This is a genomic window from Novosphingobium subterraneum (assembly GCF_000807925.1).
Lineage (GTDB): Bacteria > Pseudomonadota > Alphaproteobacteria > Sphingomonadales > Sphingomonadaceae > Novosphingobium > Novosphingobium subterraneum.
Map to the genome: position 1 here is coordinate 65769 of NZ_JRVC01000001.1, position 14757 is coordinate 80525.

At 64.7% G+C, this 14757-nt stretch carries 15 protein-coding genes; 9 read left to right on the forward strand and 6 right to left on the reverse strand.

The window, feature by feature from the left end:
* Positions 1-53: 53 nt before the first annotated feature.
* The 8 genes from NJ75_RS00300 to NJ75_RS00335 all read left to right on the forward strand — a co-directional run bounded on the left by NJ75_RS00300 (position 54) and on the right by NJ75_RS00335 (position 4183).
* The gene (locus NJ75_RS00300) at positions 54-425 is read left to right on the forward strand and encodes a DUF3768 domain-containing protein (protein ID WP_039330702.1); all 372 of its coding nucleotides are present in this window, start codon (positions 54-56) and stop codon (positions 423-425) included.
* 72 nt (positions 426-497) lie between these two features.
* Positions 498-848, forward strand: coding sequence for a hypothetical protein (locus tag NJ75_RS00305; RefSeq protein ID WP_052241788.1), 351 nt, complete (start codon positions 498-500; stop codon positions 846-848).
* Between the two features lie 149 nt (positions 849-997).
* A complete protein-coding gene (locus NJ75_RS00310; protein WP_052241790.1) occupies positions 998-1552 on the forward strand; it encodes a DUF736 domain-containing protein in 555 nt (184 codons plus the stop codon).
* Positions 1553-1735: 183 nt separating this feature from the next.
* Complete coding sequence (locus NJ75_RS00315; RefSeq protein ID WP_039330704.1) at positions 1736-2251, forward strand: hypothetical protein; 516 nt, start codon at positions 1736-1738, stop codon at positions 2249-2251.
* Entirely contained in the window at positions 2245-2616 is a 372-nt protein-coding gene (locus NJ75_RS00320; protein ID WP_022675508.1) for a hypothetical protein, read from the forward strand. The genes NJ75_RS00315 and NJ75_RS00320 overlap by 7 nt, the downstream gene beginning before the upstream one ends.
* Positions 2617-2691: 75 nt before the next feature.
* Entirely contained in the window at positions 2692-2994 is a 303-nt protein-coding gene (locus NJ75_RS00325) for a type II toxin-antitoxin system prevent-host-death family antitoxin (RefSeq protein ID WP_039330707.1), read from the forward strand.
* Positions 2975-3379, forward strand: coding sequence for a hypothetical protein (locus tag NJ75_RS00330; protein ID WP_039330708.1), 405 nt, complete (start codon positions 2975-2977; stop codon positions 3377-3379). Before NJ75_RS00325 ends, NJ75_RS00330 begins: the two co-directional genes overlap by 20 nt.
* Positions 3380-3847: 468 nt before the next feature.
* Positions 3848-4183: a single-stranded DNA-binding protein gene (locus tag NJ75_RS00335; RefSeq protein ID WP_039330710.1), complete on the forward strand. Its 336-nt coding sequence runs from the start codon at positions 3848-3850 to the stop codon at positions 4181-4183.
* Between the two features lie 648 nt (positions 4184-4831).
* On the opposite strand, the gene NJ75_RS00340 is transcribed toward NJ75_RS00335, so the two are convergent.
* From NJ75_RS00340 to NJ75_RS00365, 6 genes are all read right to left on the reverse strand, one after another.
* Entirely contained in the window at positions 4832-6160 is a 1329-nt protein-coding gene (locus NJ75_RS00340) for a sensor histidine kinase (protein ID WP_052241792.1), read from the reverse strand.
* Positions 6157-6834 (reverse strand): response regulator transcription factor, encoded by a 678-nt coding sequence (locus NJ75_RS00345; protein ID WP_039330712.1) that lies wholly within the window; start codon positions 6832-6834, stop codon positions 6157-6159. Before NJ75_RS00345 ends, NJ75_RS00340 begins: the two co-directional genes overlap by 4 nt.
* Positions 6835-6838: 4 nt before the next feature.
* Entirely contained in the window at positions 6839-8218 is a 1380-nt protein-coding gene (locus NJ75_RS00350; RefSeq protein ID WP_039330714.1) for an efflux transporter outer membrane subunit, read from the reverse strand.
* Positions 8215-11319, reverse strand: a complete 3105-nt coding sequence (locus NJ75_RS00355) for an efflux RND transporter permease subunit (protein ID WP_039330717.1) — start codon at positions 11317-11319, stop codon at positions 8215-8217. The genes NJ75_RS00350 and NJ75_RS00355 overlap by 4 nt, the downstream gene beginning before the upstream one ends.
* The gene (locus NJ75_RS00360; protein WP_039330719.1) at positions 11319-12308 is read right to left on the reverse strand and encodes an efflux RND transporter periplasmic adaptor subunit; all 990 of its coding nucleotides are present in this window, start codon (positions 12306-12308) and stop codon (positions 11319-11321) included. The genes NJ75_RS00355 and NJ75_RS00360 overlap by 1 nt, the downstream gene beginning before the upstream one ends.
* A gap of 224 nt (positions 12309-12532) precedes the next feature.
* The gene (locus NJ75_RS00365) at positions 12533-13018 is read right to left on the reverse strand and encodes a hypothetical protein (RefSeq protein WP_039330721.1); all 486 of its coding nucleotides are present in this window, start codon (positions 13016-13018) and stop codon (positions 12533-12535) included.
* A gap of 708 nt (positions 13019-13726) precedes the next feature.
* Here NJ75_RS00365 and NJ75_RS00370 point away from each other — a divergent pair.
* The gene (locus NJ75_RS00370) at positions 13727-14719 is read left to right on the forward strand and encodes a DUF2493 domain-containing protein (RefSeq protein WP_039330724.1); all 993 of its coding nucleotides are present in this window, start codon (positions 13727-13729) and stop codon (positions 14717-14719) included.
* Positions 14720-14757: the final 38 nt, after the last annotated feature.

The following is a 14757-nucleotide window of genomic DNA, read 5'->3' on the forward strand; positions in this document are numbered from 1 at the left end:
CGAGGCCGTCCGGTTGTCCGCTCGTCGTCTCTTGGATCAGGAGGAGACCTCCAATGCATGACACATCTGACCTCACTTGCGCGCGGCAACGCACCGAGCGCATTGCGCTGCTCAATGATGCCGCGCGCCAGGGCCGTGACCGAACGGCCCGCATCGTCATGACCTCCGGGTTGCTTGCAGAATTCGGCGGCGACACGGTGGCACAAAGCATGATGGTTCAGGCTCGGTTGATGGCCGCTCTGCGCCATTGCACCTTCGCCCCGGATTCGCCCGAGCGAGACTTTGCAAGCATGGATGTCGATGGCATCAAGGTGCTGATGAAAGTCGATTATTACGACACCGAACTGGCATTCGGGTCCGAGGATCCGGCCAATCCAGCGATGACACAGCGCGTCATCACGCTGATGCGGCCAGCGGACTACTGATGAGTTCAGGGGCTGACATGTCAGTGCGCCGCGGGGCATCGGCCCAGTTAAGGGTGGGGAGGTAACGAGCGCATGAGCAGGCACAAAGTACCGCTTCGTGACGGGATTGCTGCTGCCAGTGCCTATGTCGGATGGGACCGACCGCTTCAGACCTATTTCGCGCAGGTTCTGAGCGCTCCTGACGAAGACGGGGAGGAAATCGAACTCGTATGGGTCGGAACCGCTTTCGGAGAGCTGCCCCGCGCGGTTGACGCAATCCGCGCGCTCGAGCCCTATTGCCATATCGAGGCAAGTCTTGCCGCACAGCTCGAGATCGACAGGATGGCCTGCCTCGCCACGCGCGATGGACCCAATCAGCTCGAAGCCAAGGCGTTCATGGCGCGCCTCAACCAGATCAAGGACGGGTCCGAGCCCGAAGCTTAGGTCGGTACAGACCGGGCCTGGCTCGTAGCAGGGCCGGTTCAGCTCCAATCCAACTATCGAGACTCCTCAGCCCTCTGGGCTGGACAGGATGACGCGCGCCTGCGGTGGCTGGCGCACGGGCCGGGCCAGGGGCCCGGAGGAGAGGGGGGATGGGAGAAGGTGTTCCGGACAAGGGGTTCGGACGGCATCAGGAGAACTTCGACATGAACATCGGCACCCTCAAGGCCAACGCAGAAGGCGTTCACATCGGCCGCATCACCACCCTGACCTTCAGCGCGACGGTTGCGCTGCGGGCCTTCGAATCCACCAACGAGCGGGCACCCAAGTTCGACCTCATGGCGCTCTCGGCGGACCGCCGCAGCTGGGTCAAGATCGGCGCGCTCTGGGAATACTCGTCGAACGAGACCGGCGAGTGCTTCCTCTCGGGCCAGATCGACGATCCCAGCCTCTCGGCGCCGATCCCGGTCGCCATGTTCCAGCAGAACGATGGCAGCTACAACGTCGCCTGGCGCCGCTCGAAGCCCAAGGCCTCGCTCGACGGCTTCGGCAGCGAGAGTGAAGGCGCCCTGCCGCCGCTGACTGCCACCGGCGACGAACCGGCCAGCGACCGCAGCGTTGACAGCGGTGCTGCCACCGGCGACGGTCTGGGCGACAGCACCGCTCCGGCACCCAAGGGCAAGACGCGCGCGAGCGTCGACGCCTGACCGGGACAAGCCCCCCGTGACCGGTGCCGCGACCCGCGCCGGTCACATCGGGAAGGCCCGTCCGCGCATTCGTCGCGGGCGGGCCTTTTCTTTGCCCGGTGCTTGCAAGCCGAGCCGACCTGCAGCGGAAACTCTGCCTGCGAAAGAGAAGGGGGAGGTGCCGTTCAAGCAAAGGAGGCTTGAATGGCACAGACAAACTGGACTCTCGATCTTGGCGGGGCTCCGTGGAACGAAGACTGCGCGCAGATCGGCCACACCCCGAACTTCGACCTCGTGAATACCGCAGAAGTCACGCTCTACAGGGCTGCGCTGATCGCGGTCGCCGGGCCTCCGCCCGCCGGGATCACCCTGCGGATCAAGGCTAACGCCCATGATTTCGGGACCTACCGGACGGTCGAGGCGAGCGTCGACGACGAACAGGACGATGGTAGCCATGCCAGCTATATCGAGACCCTCGAGACCGGCTTCGCCTTTTGGCATCAAGCCGGGTTTGCACCGCCTGAATTCGGCAAACTGACAGCGAGCAATCAGCTTGCGGGTTTCGTCGTGGATGCCGTCGCAAGCGCGCTGCGGATCACACGGCCGAGCAGCACCGGCGCATTCTTCCCAGCGTCCTCCGGACCGCTTCACCGGAACCTCACCGCAGCCTTTCCGGAGGCGGCGCAGCGCGCCTTTTCCGAAGCGAGCCTGCCATGCTGACCGACAGCGAGCGCTTCGCCTTCAGCGTCTGGCGGATCCATGCGTTCGCCTCGACGGGCAATGCCTACGACGCCGTGCAGACCGACGAGAGCATCGCAGCCGGTGACACCCTGCTTGTTCTCGATGAACGGGTTGTCGGTGTCGCGATGACTTGGCCTTTTGCCATCACGGCACAGCCGGGCAAGCTTCACGCGGTCTGTGCGCCTGGCGCTGGCGAAACCCTTGGGCACATTGAAAGGGCGCTCGATGTTCCAGACGGGTCAATCGCTCGAGCCTGCCGCCTCGCAAGGACACTGGGCATTGCGATTGATGCGGGCCTCGTCCCGTGGCTGTCTGAGCCGCTGGCGAGAGATGGGGACGACTAGCGCGGCGAGTGGCGCCACAGAAATCTTGCTATTTTGGCAATAATTGCTATTTTAAGGCCAAGAGGAGATACCACCATGCCAGCGGCGGCGAATGAGCACCCCAGGGTTCCCCTAACCCAGTTTCACAACAACACCGGCGAGTTCCTCGATCTGGCAACCAAGCAGCCGGTCGTCCTGACCAGCCATGGCCGCGAGCGGCATGTAATCGCAGATAGCGAGTATTTCCGCCATCTTGAACAGGCGGCACGCGGTGTGATCGCCGGCCACATGAATATCGAAGCTGTCGCTTCGTCCGACATGACCGGAGCCGACCGCAAGGCTTTTGCCAATGCACGGCCTTCGGCCAGTGAACTTGCCAATGACCGCTGGGAAGACTGACCGACCCGCCGCAGGCCATATCCTCCGTTACGTCTATCTCTTCGAGGAAGAGCAGAGACGAGGCCGCGACGAAGGCGTCAAGGAACGCTTCGTCGTCGTCGTGGGTGTGGACGGCTCGCGCTATCTGGTTGCCGAGATCACGACCAAGGGCGAGGGGCGCAAGAACGCCATCCCCATCCCCGATGAGATCGCACGCACAGCCGGGCTCGTTCCGGGTAGCGCGATTGTCGTTTCGGAATTCAACCGGTTCACCTGGCCCGGGTTCGACATCAGACCCCTGATGAAGCAGCCCGGGTACATTGCCGGACGACTCCCACCGCGGTTCACAGCAAAGATCATCGATGCCATCGGAGCCTGGGGCGCCGCTGCCGTCGATCGCGATTGATTTCCGGAACGCCGAGGCAGCCTGCTCCTTGGAGCCTTGTCTGATCGTGCATCAACGTCAGGCCAGTCACGCCGGCGTTGTGGATTGGCGCCGGAGGTGGCCGAGGTCGGGTATTCCGGATCAGTGCCGCAGAGGGACCTCTCGCTCACCGGGATCGGCAAGGGCGGGCGAATTATCCCGTGATCATCATCGTCAATAACAAGCCGGTACGCGGCGAAGTTGATGTCCAGGCGTGCGATAAGCTCCTGTGCCAACAGCACGTCCGCCGACCAGTGCCCATGCCTCTTTGGTCGAGCTTAGGGCCAACCTGCAGAAATGCGAGCCGTGTTGCCCGGCAAGCCGGGCTGCCCGCACCACCTCGATTTACGAGGTTCCCCGCGCGCGGAAGCGCGCGGTGTCCCAGCTCTCCCGCCGAGGCTCGACAAGGGCACCGGCGGACGAGCCGTCGGTACCAAGGAGGCTCTTGCAATGAACATCGTCAACCTCGTCGGCCGTCTCGCCAAGGATCCCGTTGCCCGCGACCGCAGCGACACCCGCATCACCGAACTGATCCTCGTGACTGAACGTCCGGTGATCCGCGACGGCAAGGTCCAGAAGGATCCGGAAACCGGCTACCCGGTCAAGGATGCCGAATTCCACAAGATCACCGTCTTCAACGGCCTCGGGCTCCCGCTGCGCCAGCACAAGGCCAAGGGTGACCAGCTCGCCGTGACGGGCCGCATCCACTACTCGCGCTGGCAGGACGCCGAAGGCAACGACCGCTATGGCTGCGAGATCATCGCCGAGAACGTCGAGTTTCTGTGATCATCAGGAGGGCGGCGCTTCGGTGCCGCCCTTCGCCGCGTTATTGATGGTGCGCACCCGAGTGCGGAGCGCAGGCCGGTTAGTTGCCGGTGGGATTTATCCTGGCACCACGATGACCACAGCTGCAGCGCAAGTGCCGGGCTACCATGTCCAGTTTGAGGGGGATCGACCTGGTGAAGCACTGATCGCGCAGCCGGGCCGCCGGCATGATGACTACACGCCTGCAGCGGCCGCACTCGATCTGCGCATTGAGGCCATGACGAACGAGATCGGCGACAGAATCGAGGCGTTTGGTTCCCATACGCCACCGAGAACATATAAAGAACTTTATCGTCAAGGGATGCCGAAGGGGAGGTTGGCGCCTGCCGGCCTATGGCCGGCATCGCACTTTATTCCGCCGGGCTGCCGGCAGCACACAAGCCTTGCTCGTGTGCTGCGTCTGCGACCGGCGTCACCGAGTCCCTGCCGGGTCTCGGCCCGTTCGGGTGGCGATCGCTGGCGCGGTGAGCTTTGCCCAAGCCATGCGTTGCTTTCGGTTCCGCAGGGTATGCTCTTATGTCCGGTTTAGGGAAGCAGTTTGATCGCGCCGGATGACCGGAAGTGGGTGGAAAGGCGAATGGCAGCATCTGGACGACCTGTCGGGTAAGATCAAAACTCGATGTGCACACCAAAGCCCGGGCGCGGGGCAATGGTGGCGCTGCCAGAATGGGCGGCAACGATTGCCGCAACCATGGCCAGCCCCAGACCATGGCCGGGTGTGGATCGGCTGCGGTCTACCCGTGCAAACCGATTAAAGAGGTCTGGCGCCTCATTCTCGCTCACGCCCGGACCATCATCAGTGACGGCGAGGCTGATGCCATTATGGGTGCTTTCGAGGACGATGTGGACGGTCGTTCCCTGCGGCGTGTGCTGCGCGGCATTGTCGAGCAGGTTCGTGAGCATCTGTTGCAGCAGTCTGCGATCGCCGCGCATAGTCAGGGCGGGCGCAATGCTGGTTACAAGCTGGTGGCCGCTGCTCTCCATTGAGGGTCGGAACGCCTCTGCCACATCGGTCACCACCGCGGTGAGATCCACCGTCTGGAAGTGCGCGCGGGCGGCCATACCTTCGACCTCCGCAATCCGCAGCAGGGCGGAAAAGACCTCCAGCAACTCACCTGCTTCCCCGGCGGCAGCCTCGATGGCCTCGCGTTGAAGCACGGCGTCGTGCTCGTGCAGGGCCTCGTCGAGCCGGTTTTGCAAGCGTGTCAGCGGCGTGCGCAGGTCGTGGGCAACATCGCTTGAGACCTGGCGCAGGTTCTCCATCAGGCCGGCGATCCGGTCGAGCATCCGGTTGAGCGTCGTAGCCACGCCGTCGAACTCGTCGCCGGCCCCGGCTAAGGGAACCCGCCGCGACAGATCGCCAGCAATGATCGCAGCCGCAGTCTGATCGATGCGGGCAAGGCGGCGGCGTGTGACGATACCCACCAGCCAAGCCGCACCGATGCCGAGTAGCAGCATCGCGCCGAATGCGCCGAGAAACAGCTGGATGAAGCGGATGTCCATCTCGTCGATTGCGGCGCGATCCGCTCCGACAAGCAGCCGGTAGCCACCCGGGAGGGCGGTGGTCAGCGTTTGCGCGATCCGCTCCTCGCCGCCCAACTTGTAAGGCAGCAGCTCGACATAGCCGGGCTTTGACGGGACAATCGTATCGAGCGATCCCGCTACGGGTCTGTTTTGAGCATCGACGAGCCGATAGCCGAGGCTTGCCGTGCTGCTCGCCGCCTCACGTCGACGGATGGCGGCAGCCACGCCCTCATGTCCGTCCTGCCCTTCGTCGATCAGCGCCTGCGTCTCGATGGCAATGCGGTGATCGAGTTGCAGTTCGAGCGCCTCATGGGTGGTTTCGAATGCCACCGCGCCGATCACGAGTGTCGCCAGCGCAAAACCCATGGCGACGGCGGCCACCAGACCGAAAGTGCCGCGCCACCAGCGCTTCATCCGCCGTCCCTGATGAGATAGCCCGCGCCGCGCACGGTCTCGATCGGATCGCTGTCGAACCCGGCATTGAGCTTGGACCGCAACCGGCTGAGATGGGTCTCGACGATGTTGGTCTTGGGATCGAAGTCGAAATCCCACACCCGTTCGAGCAGCATGGTGCGGGTCATGATCCGCCCGGGGTGCCGCATCAGCTCGGCCAGAAGCGTGAACTCGCGGGGTTGGAGCGCGATCCTGCGTCCTGCACGCAAAACCGTGCGGCGATGCAGATCGAGCTCGATGTCGCCTGCGATCAGCCGGGCGGGCTCCGCTGCGGTCGAAGGACGACGACCGAGCGCATGGATGCGTGCCGCCAACTCGGTAAAGGCGAACGGCTTGACCAGATAATCGTCAGCTCCGCCTTCCAGCCCTTCGACCCGATCGGCAATTCCGCTGACTGCTGTTAGCATCAGCACCGGGGTGGTGTTCCCGGCAGCGCGCAAAGCCTTGACGAGCGCCAGCCCATCCAGCCCCGGCAGCATCCGATCGACCACCATGGCATCGAAGCCGCCATCGGTCGCCTGGAACAGCCCGTCGCGGCCGTCGCCGCTGGTCACCACCTGATGTCCCAGCTCGGCAAGGCCGCGGGCAATGAACTGGCTGGTTTCGGTATCGTCCTCGACGATCAGGATTCTCATGGGGTCATTCTAACGGCTTGGCACCGCTGCGCCAGCCACCGCCAAGCGCGCGGAACAGCGCCACCTGCGCCTGTGCAACCGCGAGTTCGGACTGCGCGAGCGACAGCTCGGCCTGCGCCAATGTCCGGTCGGCGTCGATCCGCAGGAGTGGTGCCGCATCGCCAAGCCTGACGCGCGCCTCGGCGCGGCGAGCGTAGAGACGCCCTTCGTCGCGGGCTTCGGTCAGCGCGCGGTTGCGGCGCACTTCGCCATCATAGGCCGCAAGAGCCGTCTCGACATCGCGCAGCGCCCGGAGGACCGCCACATCCCATCCAGCCAGCGCTGCCCGCTCGGTCGCTTCAGCCTGTTCGATACGTGCGCGGGCCGGGGCCTGATTGGGAAAGGCCCAGCTCACCAGCGGCGACCCGGTCGCGACCAGCCCTCCGCTCAGCAGGCCGAGCGCCCCGCCAAGGTTGATACGGGGGTAGAGATCGGCACGAGCAACACCGATCCGCGCGGTGGCGGCAACAAGGCGCCGCTCGGCCTCGCGGATGTCCGGGCGGCGCAGCAGCAAAGCCGTGCCATCGCCGACCGGAGCCGCATTGCGCAGTTTGGGCGGCGCGCTGCAAGTCACGGGATTGCTGCGGGCCTCTCCTGCCGGACGACCTGCGAGAGTGGCGAGGCGGTAGCGCGCATTGGCCTGCGCGGCTTCCAACGGTGCGATGGTTGCCTTGGTCGAGGCGACAAGGTTGGCGGCCTGCGACACTTCCAGCGGGGAGACCTCGCCTGCCGCCAGCTGGCTGCGGATGATTGTCAGCGCGCGGTCCTGAAGCGCGACCTGCTCTTGCACGACGGCAAGGCTGCGGGTTGCGCCGCACAGATCGACATAGGCCAGAACCGTATCGGCGACGACCGCGACCTTTACCCCATCGAGAGCAGCGGCCTGCGCTTCGGCATCGGCGCGGGCAGCGAGTGCGCCTGAACGGAGCCGTCCGAACAGGTCTGCGTCCCAGCTGGCGGTCACCCCCAGATCGTAGTCGGTCGTCGGCACGTTGCCCGAGGCGCTGGGCTGATTGGCGGGCTTGTCGACGCCGAGACTGCTCTCGATCGTGGTCTGGGGAAGCCGGGCGGCTTGCGCCTGACGCAACGCCGCGCGCGCACCATCAAGATTGGCATAGGCCACTCTGAGATCGGCATTCGCCGCAAGGCTGGCCTCCACCAAGCGGTCAAGCACCGGATCATCATAGAGCCGCCACCAATCATCGGGCACAGGCTCGATAGAAGCGACCGGCAGGCTCGCGAACGGCCCGGCAGCGATCGTGGGATCGACCTTGGTTGCCGCAGGCGGGGCCGTTGTCGCACAAGCGGTCACCATCAGCGCCGCGACGGGGACTAGCCGCTTCATGCCACCGCCTCCGCAAGGTCCGGCTCGGGTGCCGGACGCTCCTTGCCAAAGCGGGCATAAAGCGCGGGCATCAGGAACAGGTTGAGCGCGGTCGATGAGATCAGGCCGCCGAGGATGACGATTGCCATGGGATGCTCGATCTCGTGGCCTGGCTTGTCGCCCGCGACCACGAGCGGCACCAGCGCAAGCCCGGCGCACAGGGCGGTCATCAGGATCGGCACCAGACGTTCCTGAGCGCCGCGAAGGATCAGGGCCGGGCCGAACTCCTCGCCCTCGAACCGTCGCAGATGATCGTAGTGCGAGAGCAGCATGATGCCATTGCGCGCGGAAATCCCGATTACGGTGACAAAGCCGACCAGCGATCCCAGCGACAGAACCCCGCCGGTGAGCGCGACCCCGATCACCCCACCGACCAGCGCGAAGGGCAGGCTGAGGCCGACCAGCGCGGTGATCCGCGTCGAGCGGAACTCCAGCCACACGAGCAGCAGGATACCGACAAGGCAGGCAAGGCCAACCGTCCACAGCCGCGAACGCGAATCCTTGAGCGCTGCATATTCGCCGAGAACCTCGGGGTGATAGCCAGTGGCGAAGGGCACCTCGCTCACTGCCGCCTCGACCCCGCGCGCTACGGCTCCGAGATCGGCATCGCTGGCAATGTTGAGCGTGACATCGAGACGGCGCTGGCCATCCTCGCGCTTGATCTCGTTGGGCGCGGGCACGATCACTACATCCGCGACATCGCGCAGGCGCACCGGCGCGCCGACTGGAGTCTGGATCATCAGATCGGCAAGCGCGTGCTGATCGCCGCGAATGGCTGGCTCGCCCCATAAGGCGACGTCGAAAGCCTTTTGGTCGCGGTAGATCTCGCCCAGCTTCGCGCCAGCGACGAGGGTCTGTGCCTGCCGCCGCACTTCTCCCGGCGTAAGGCCCAGTGTCACCAGATCGGCCGAGCGAGGACGGATCTGGATCTGCGGCACGAGCACCTGCTGTTCGACCTTGAGGTCGGTCACACCGGAAATGCTGGCGACCTTGCCGCGCACCCGCTCGGCTGCGGCGCGCAGCTCGTCCTGATCGGGGCCGTAGATTCGCACCACCACGGTCGCGCCTGCGCCCGAGAGCACCTCCTTGATGCGCTCGCGCAGATAGGTGAGCACGTCGCGGTAAAGGCCGGGATAGCCGTCAACCACTTCCTTGATCCGGGCAACGCTGGCGTCGTAGTCCGCCTCATCGTCAAGGCTGATCCACAGCTCGGTGAAGTTCGGGCCAACCACTTCGTCCGCAGCCTCGGCACGCCCGATATGCGCACCGAAATTGCGCACACCGGGGATCGCGCGCAGCTCCTTCGAGGCGCGGATCGTAATGCGGTCCATCGCATCGATACCGACGCCCGGCTTCTCGACGAAGTGCATCAGAAAGTCTGTCTCGCGGAAGTCGGGCAGGAACTGGTCCTTGAATCCCAGATAGCCCACGCCGGAAAGCAGCAAGCCGCCGGCGACGATGCCCATGGCAAGCCGTGGCCGATCGATGAGCCGGGGAAGGACGCCGAGGTAGCGCTGCTTCAGCGAGGCGACAAAGCGCGTGTCGCGATGCTCCTTCATCGGCGCATTGGGGAGCAGCATCAGGCACATCGCAGGGGTCACCACCAGCGCGACCAGCAACGATGCGGCAATCGCCAGCACATAGGCAATCGCCAATGGCCGGAAGAATGTCCCCGCCACCCCGCCGAGGAAGAAGATCGGCAAGAATACCAGCATCACGATCAGCGAGGCGAAGACCACCGCCGTGCGCACTTCGAGCGAAGCCGACAGAACTACGGCAAAGGCCGAGCGCGGTTTGCCCGCCTCGCGGTTCAGGCGAAGACGGCGGGCGATGTTCTCGACATCGATGATAGCATCGTCGACCACCTCGCCGAGCGCGATCACCAGTCCGGCGATCACCATTGTGTTGATCGTCGCCCCGCTCCACAGCAGCACGAGCCCGGCTGCGAGCAGCGACAGCGGGATCGCCACAAGGCTGATCGTCGCCTGCCGCCAGTCACGGGTAAAGGCGAACAGCACAATTGCGACCAGCACGCAGCCGATCATCAGCGCACGGGTCAGATTGTCGATCGACTTCTCGATGAAGGTTGCCGGGCGGAAGATCGTGGTATCGATCTTCACATCCTTGAGGCCCGGGCGCAGCTCTGCGACCGCCGCCTCGACATCGCGGGTCAGCTGGAGCGTATTGCCGGTCGGCTGCTTCTCGACGATCAGCATGAGGCCGGGGCCATCGTCGATGATCGCATTGCCGATGGGAGCGGCAAAGCCATCGGTCACCCGCGCGACATCGCCGACCCGAACTGGCGCATCGCCTGCAATCTTGATAACCGTGTTGGCGAGATCCTCGGAGGTTTGGATGGCGCTGGCCTGTTGCACCGGCAGCCGCTGGTTGGGCGTATCGACAAAGCCGCCGCCGCCGACCAGCACGGCATCCCCGGTTGCTGCGCGCAGCTCGGCGAGCGTCACGCCCGAGGCTTGCAGCCGGTCGGGGTCGGCAAGAACCTGAAGCTGGCGATCACGATAGCCCCACACCGCGACGTTGGCGACGCCCGGCACCGACATAAGCTTGGGCCGGATCGTCCAGCGCACCAGCTCAGACAGCTGCATCTGATCGAGCTTCTTGGAGGAGATGCCTATCTTCATGGCCCGGCTCGTGGACGATAGCGGCGGCAGCATAACAGGCGGGCGAGCAGCGGCAGGCAGTCGCGCCTGCACCTGTGCCACGCGCTCCTGCACCAGTTGGCGGGCGCGGATCACATCGGTGCCGCGCTCGAACAGGATCGTCACCGACGACAGCCCCAGCACCGACTTCGACCGCAGGGTTGCCAGATCAGGCACGCCATTGACCGCGGTTTCGATCGGCACCGTGATCAGACTTTCGACCTCCTCGGTCGACAGGCCCGGCGCCTCGGTCTGGATCTCGACAATGGGCGGAGCGAACTCCGGGAAAACATCAAGCGGCACATCGGCCGACGCGCGCAGGCCGAGCACCACCAGCAGCGCCGCCATGGCGAGCACCAGCACGCGCTGCTTCAGCGCGGAGCGAACCAGCCAGGCCAGCATCAGTGCGCGACCCCGAACTCGGTGCCGAACAGCTCGGCAGCGCCTGCGGTGACCACCAGCGTGCCAGGACGCAGGCCCCGCGAAAGGATCGCGCGGCCACCTTCCGTTGCTGCCACCTCGATGCGCTGGCGCACATAGGTGTCGGCTTCGGTCTTGGCATAGACCCATTCACCGCCATAGATGTCGCTCAGAATCGCAGAGGTCGGCACGGACAGCCCTTCGCTCCTTCCACCAGCAAGCGGGAGCGCGACGCTGACCCTCTGGCCGACGCGGTATGCCCGATCACGATTATCGAGCGCGAAATAGAGATCGACGGTGCCGGCCACTGCATTGGCAGATGGCGGCGCATCGACGGGCCGCGCCGATCGCTTGGCACCTTCCTGTCCAAGCGGCGAGACCAGCGCCGACTGTCCTTGTTGCAGCCCGGCAAGGTCACTCCCGAAAACCGGGACCCGCACCCAGACGTGGCGCTGGGTTCCAAGGCTCGCCACCGCAGGCCCGAGCAGGCGGCGCTGGGCAGCCGCAGCGTCGGCAGCAGCCTTTGCCGCACCAAGTGCTGCCGTCGCTTCATCGCGCGCGCGGATGCTTCCCGCTTCCTCGTCAACCAATGTCGAGGCGCGATCGTAGGCGACGCGCGCCAAGGCCAGTTGCGCCCTTGCCCGCGCAAGTTCACCATCGGCGGCCACCTGTTGTGCGGCGAGTTGTTGCAGGTTGCTGGCGGAGTTGATTGGCGCGCCGCCGACGCCCGCCGGGATGACGATCTCGCCGCTGGTCATGCGCACGGCCGATGCGGTGCCCGTCCCGATCCGCTCGGTTACAATCCCGAGCCGCTTCTGCGCTTCCGGCGTAAGCTTCAGGCGGACAAGTTCGGTCTCGTGGGCGATCGCCTCGCTGTGAACAGGTGGCTTGCCAGGCGCAGCGGGTTCGCTTCCGCAGGCGGTCAGGAGAATGGAAGGGACGAAAGCGACAAGGGCGAAGCGGTTTGGCATTCCTGCCGCATAAAGCGCCTACATTGGGGCAGTGTTGGCAAAGCTATACAATATCCCAATGTTGCAGCGTGATCCGCTGAAGTCTTGGGGTTACCATGCTTAGGGCAGCTATGGGGTCGCTTTCAGAATGTCGGCTTTCGGTAGCGACGTGAACGAAACTGCCGGGCCGCTTCAAGTACGGGTCATGCTCCTCGCGGAATGTAGCCGGGCACTGCCAAAGGACCCTATCGGTCCTTCCGATCCAGACGGACCGCCTTTCCGATAAAGCCCGGAGGATCTTGCACGAAATGCGCTGCGTCCGATTGGAGAACCGTCCTGATCACAGCTTCCCTGCTTGGCTGGATCATCGCACCTTCCGGCGTTGCAAAGACGCAGTCGAAATACTGCGCGAGCTCGCAGACCCCGCCGATCAATGGCAGCGAGATATCTGCCACGTCGAAGCGGACCTGGATTTCTTCGATGTATTGCTCATCGAAGCTCACCTGGATGTCGTCGTTCGGCTCGTCACCCCACACCCGGAGACCGGTGTAGGATCGCGGCTTCTCGGGCAACAGCGCGTCGAGTTTCGTGAACAGCACGTCCGCCTCTGCGATTGGCAGCGCCAGAACAGCCTCCTCGAGCTGCGTGCGGCTCATCCGTGCAGCGTCGACCCCTGCGATACGCGCCGCAGAGGCAGGGATCAGGTTGATGACGAACTGCCAGACGGCCATCACTCGAACATAGCGCCATTGCGGGGGCCGACAATGGGCTCATTACATGAACGCGGGAGCTGCTTTGCCGCACCCCGGCGCCGCCGCCCGTCCGGGCAGGGCAGCGCCCCTTACCCGCGAACGCGCCCTTCCTTGTCAGGAAGGCGTTCGCGGTCGGAGCTTTCCGACCGTAATGCGCGCAGCGGCGCGCAGGCGGGTCATTCGGCATCCTCCGTCCGGCCAAGTATCGGCTCAGGCTGTCGCTGCGCTTGACTTCGCCGCCCGCGCGGCGGCGCTGCCGGCCTTGCGGCATCGTCCCTGGCAGTCCGTCGCCTGCCGACCAACCCCGCCAAAGGGCCTCTCAAGATTGGTGGTGTTCCCGCTGTAACCCCTGCGCGGGGCCGAAGGGGCGGCCCGGCGTGGCGCTGATGCGCCTGACCGGGCCTGCCTTCGTCTCTCTTGCTCGGGGGCGGGAACGTCTCTTCCACACACAGGAACACCTGCCGAAACATATCGGTCTCCGGCGCTCGTCAAGGATCGCGGTTCCCCCAATTTTCCACACACGTGCCTGCTGCGCTGCGCTTGCGGCAAGTGCGCAGAAAATCGGCACCCCCACGCCCGCCATGGCGGCGGCGAGCATGGCTCGCCGTCCCTGACTGCACGCCTCCCAACCGATGGGTTGTCGGCCGTTCCCGATGTGGGGACGATTTCAACAATCGGAGGCTACCCATGCAGAAATTCAACAGCTTCGCTGATCTCGCCAATGCGCGCATCGAACTCGCCGACAGCCGTGACGGTATCGTCGAATCCTACGACGGTGCCTTTGTCGAGCACAGCGATCTTGCCAAGCTGAGCATCATCGATGAACCGATCGCAGCTGAAATGCCGGATCCCGACATGGCGCGCCGCGCCGTGGAGATGGCTATCGGAACGATCTTCGATGTCCTCAAGGACACGCGCATGGAGGAGTTCGCGCAGCAACTTGCCTGGGGCATGGTCAACTCGTTTCACATGACCGCCCGTCTGGCCGAGGGGCGCGAAGACGATGCCGCCAAGAAGCTGGGTGAGGTCGCTCGTCACTTTGATCCTTCGGAGATCTACGCCGTGGAACTCGAGGAGACACAAGCGCTCTGCCAGACCCTGCAAGGATGCCGAGAAGCCCTCGAGGCAATGCGGGACCATGCTGCCGACGTCTACCGGGTCGAAACAGGCCGGGTATTCACAGCCACGCGCGGGTCGCAGGTCAGCAAGAATGGTGTGACCGCCTCGCAGGTCCAGGCACAGGATTACCTTGCCGCTCGGGCGAGAGATCGGCGGGCACAGTTCCAGCCCGATGGTCCGCTAGTGATCGTCTCTGGCGGCCAGCAGGACTGGCATGACTTCGAGATGATCTGGGAGATCCTCGATGACATCAAGGCCCGCATCCCAACGATGGTTCTGGGGACGACCGGAATGCGCAAGGGTGTCGATGCCATGGCGAATGCCTGGGCACAGCGGAACGGGGTGCAAACCATCCTCTTCATGCCCGATCGTCGCCACGGCAACCGTGCCCCGTTCTTGCGCAATGAGAACATCGTGAAGCTGGGGCCGGTCGAGGCGATTATCGGCGAGGGTTCCGGCATCCAGTCCAACTTGGCACAGCGCCTCCGCCAGGCGGGAGTGCCGCTCCACATCCGGCGCATCAGTGATCAGCGCAAGCCAGGCTCACGCAGCCTCGCATGAGCGCTTTATGGAAGGCTCCGGCTCTGACCGGGGCCTTC

Coding starts and splice junctions, on each gene's coding strand:
- NJ75_RS00300 (WP_039330702.1), top strand. CDS start 54: ATGCATGACACATCTGACCTCACTTGCGCGCGGCAACGCACCGAGCGC.
- NJ75_RS00305 (WP_052241788.1), top strand. CDS start 498: ATGAGCAGGCACAAAGTACCGCTTCGTGACGGGATTGCTGCTGCCAGT.
- NJ75_RS00310 (WP_052241790.1), top strand. CDS start 998: ATGGGAGAAGGTGTTCCGGACAAGGGGTTCGGACGGCATCAGGAGAAC.
- NJ75_RS00315 (WP_039330704.1), top strand. CDS start 1,736: ATGGCACAGACAAACTGGACTCTCGATCTTGGCGGGGCTCCGTGGAAC.
- NJ75_RS00320 (WP_022675508.1), top strand. CDS start 2,245: ATGCTGACCGACAGCGAGCGCTTCGCCTTCAGCGTCTGGCGGATCCAT.
- NJ75_RS00325 (WP_039330707.1), top strand. CDS start 2,692: ATGCCAGCGGCGGCGAATGAGCACCCCAGGGTTCCCCTAACCCAGTTT.
- NJ75_RS00330 (WP_039330708.1), top strand. CDS start 2,975: ATGACCGCTGGGAAGACTGACCGACCCGCCGCAGGCCATATCCTCCGT.
- NJ75_RS00335 (WP_039330710.1), top strand. CDS start 3,848: ATGAACATCGTCAACCTCGTCGGCCGTCTCGCCAAGGATCCCGTTGCC.
- NJ75_RS00340 (WP_052241792.1), bottom strand. CDS start 6,160: ATGAAGCGCTGGTGGCGCGGCACTTTCGGTCTGGTGGCCGCCGTCGCC.
- NJ75_RS00345 (WP_039330712.1), bottom strand. CDS start 6,834: ATGAGAATCCTGATCGTCGAGGACGATACCGAAACCAGCCAGTTCATT.
- NJ75_RS00350 (WP_039330714.1), bottom strand. CDS start 8,218: ATGAAGCGGCTAGTCCCCGTCGCGGCGCTGATGGTGACCGCTTGTGCG.
- NJ75_RS00355 (WP_039330717.1), bottom strand. CDS start 11,319: ATGCTGGCCTGGCTGGTTCGCTCCGCGCTGAAGCAGCGCGTGCTGGTG.
- NJ75_RS00360 (WP_039330719.1), bottom strand. CDS start 12,308: ATGCCAAACCGCTTCGCCCTTGTCGCTTTCGTCCCTTCCATTCTCCTG.
- NJ75_RS00365 (WP_039330721.1), bottom strand. CDS start 13,018: ATGGCCGTCTGGCAGTTCGTCATCAACCTGATCCCTGCCTCTGCGGCG.
- NJ75_RS00370 (WP_039330724.1), top strand. CDS start 13,727: ATGCAGAAATTCAACAGCTTCGCTGATCTCGCCAATGCGCGCATCGAA.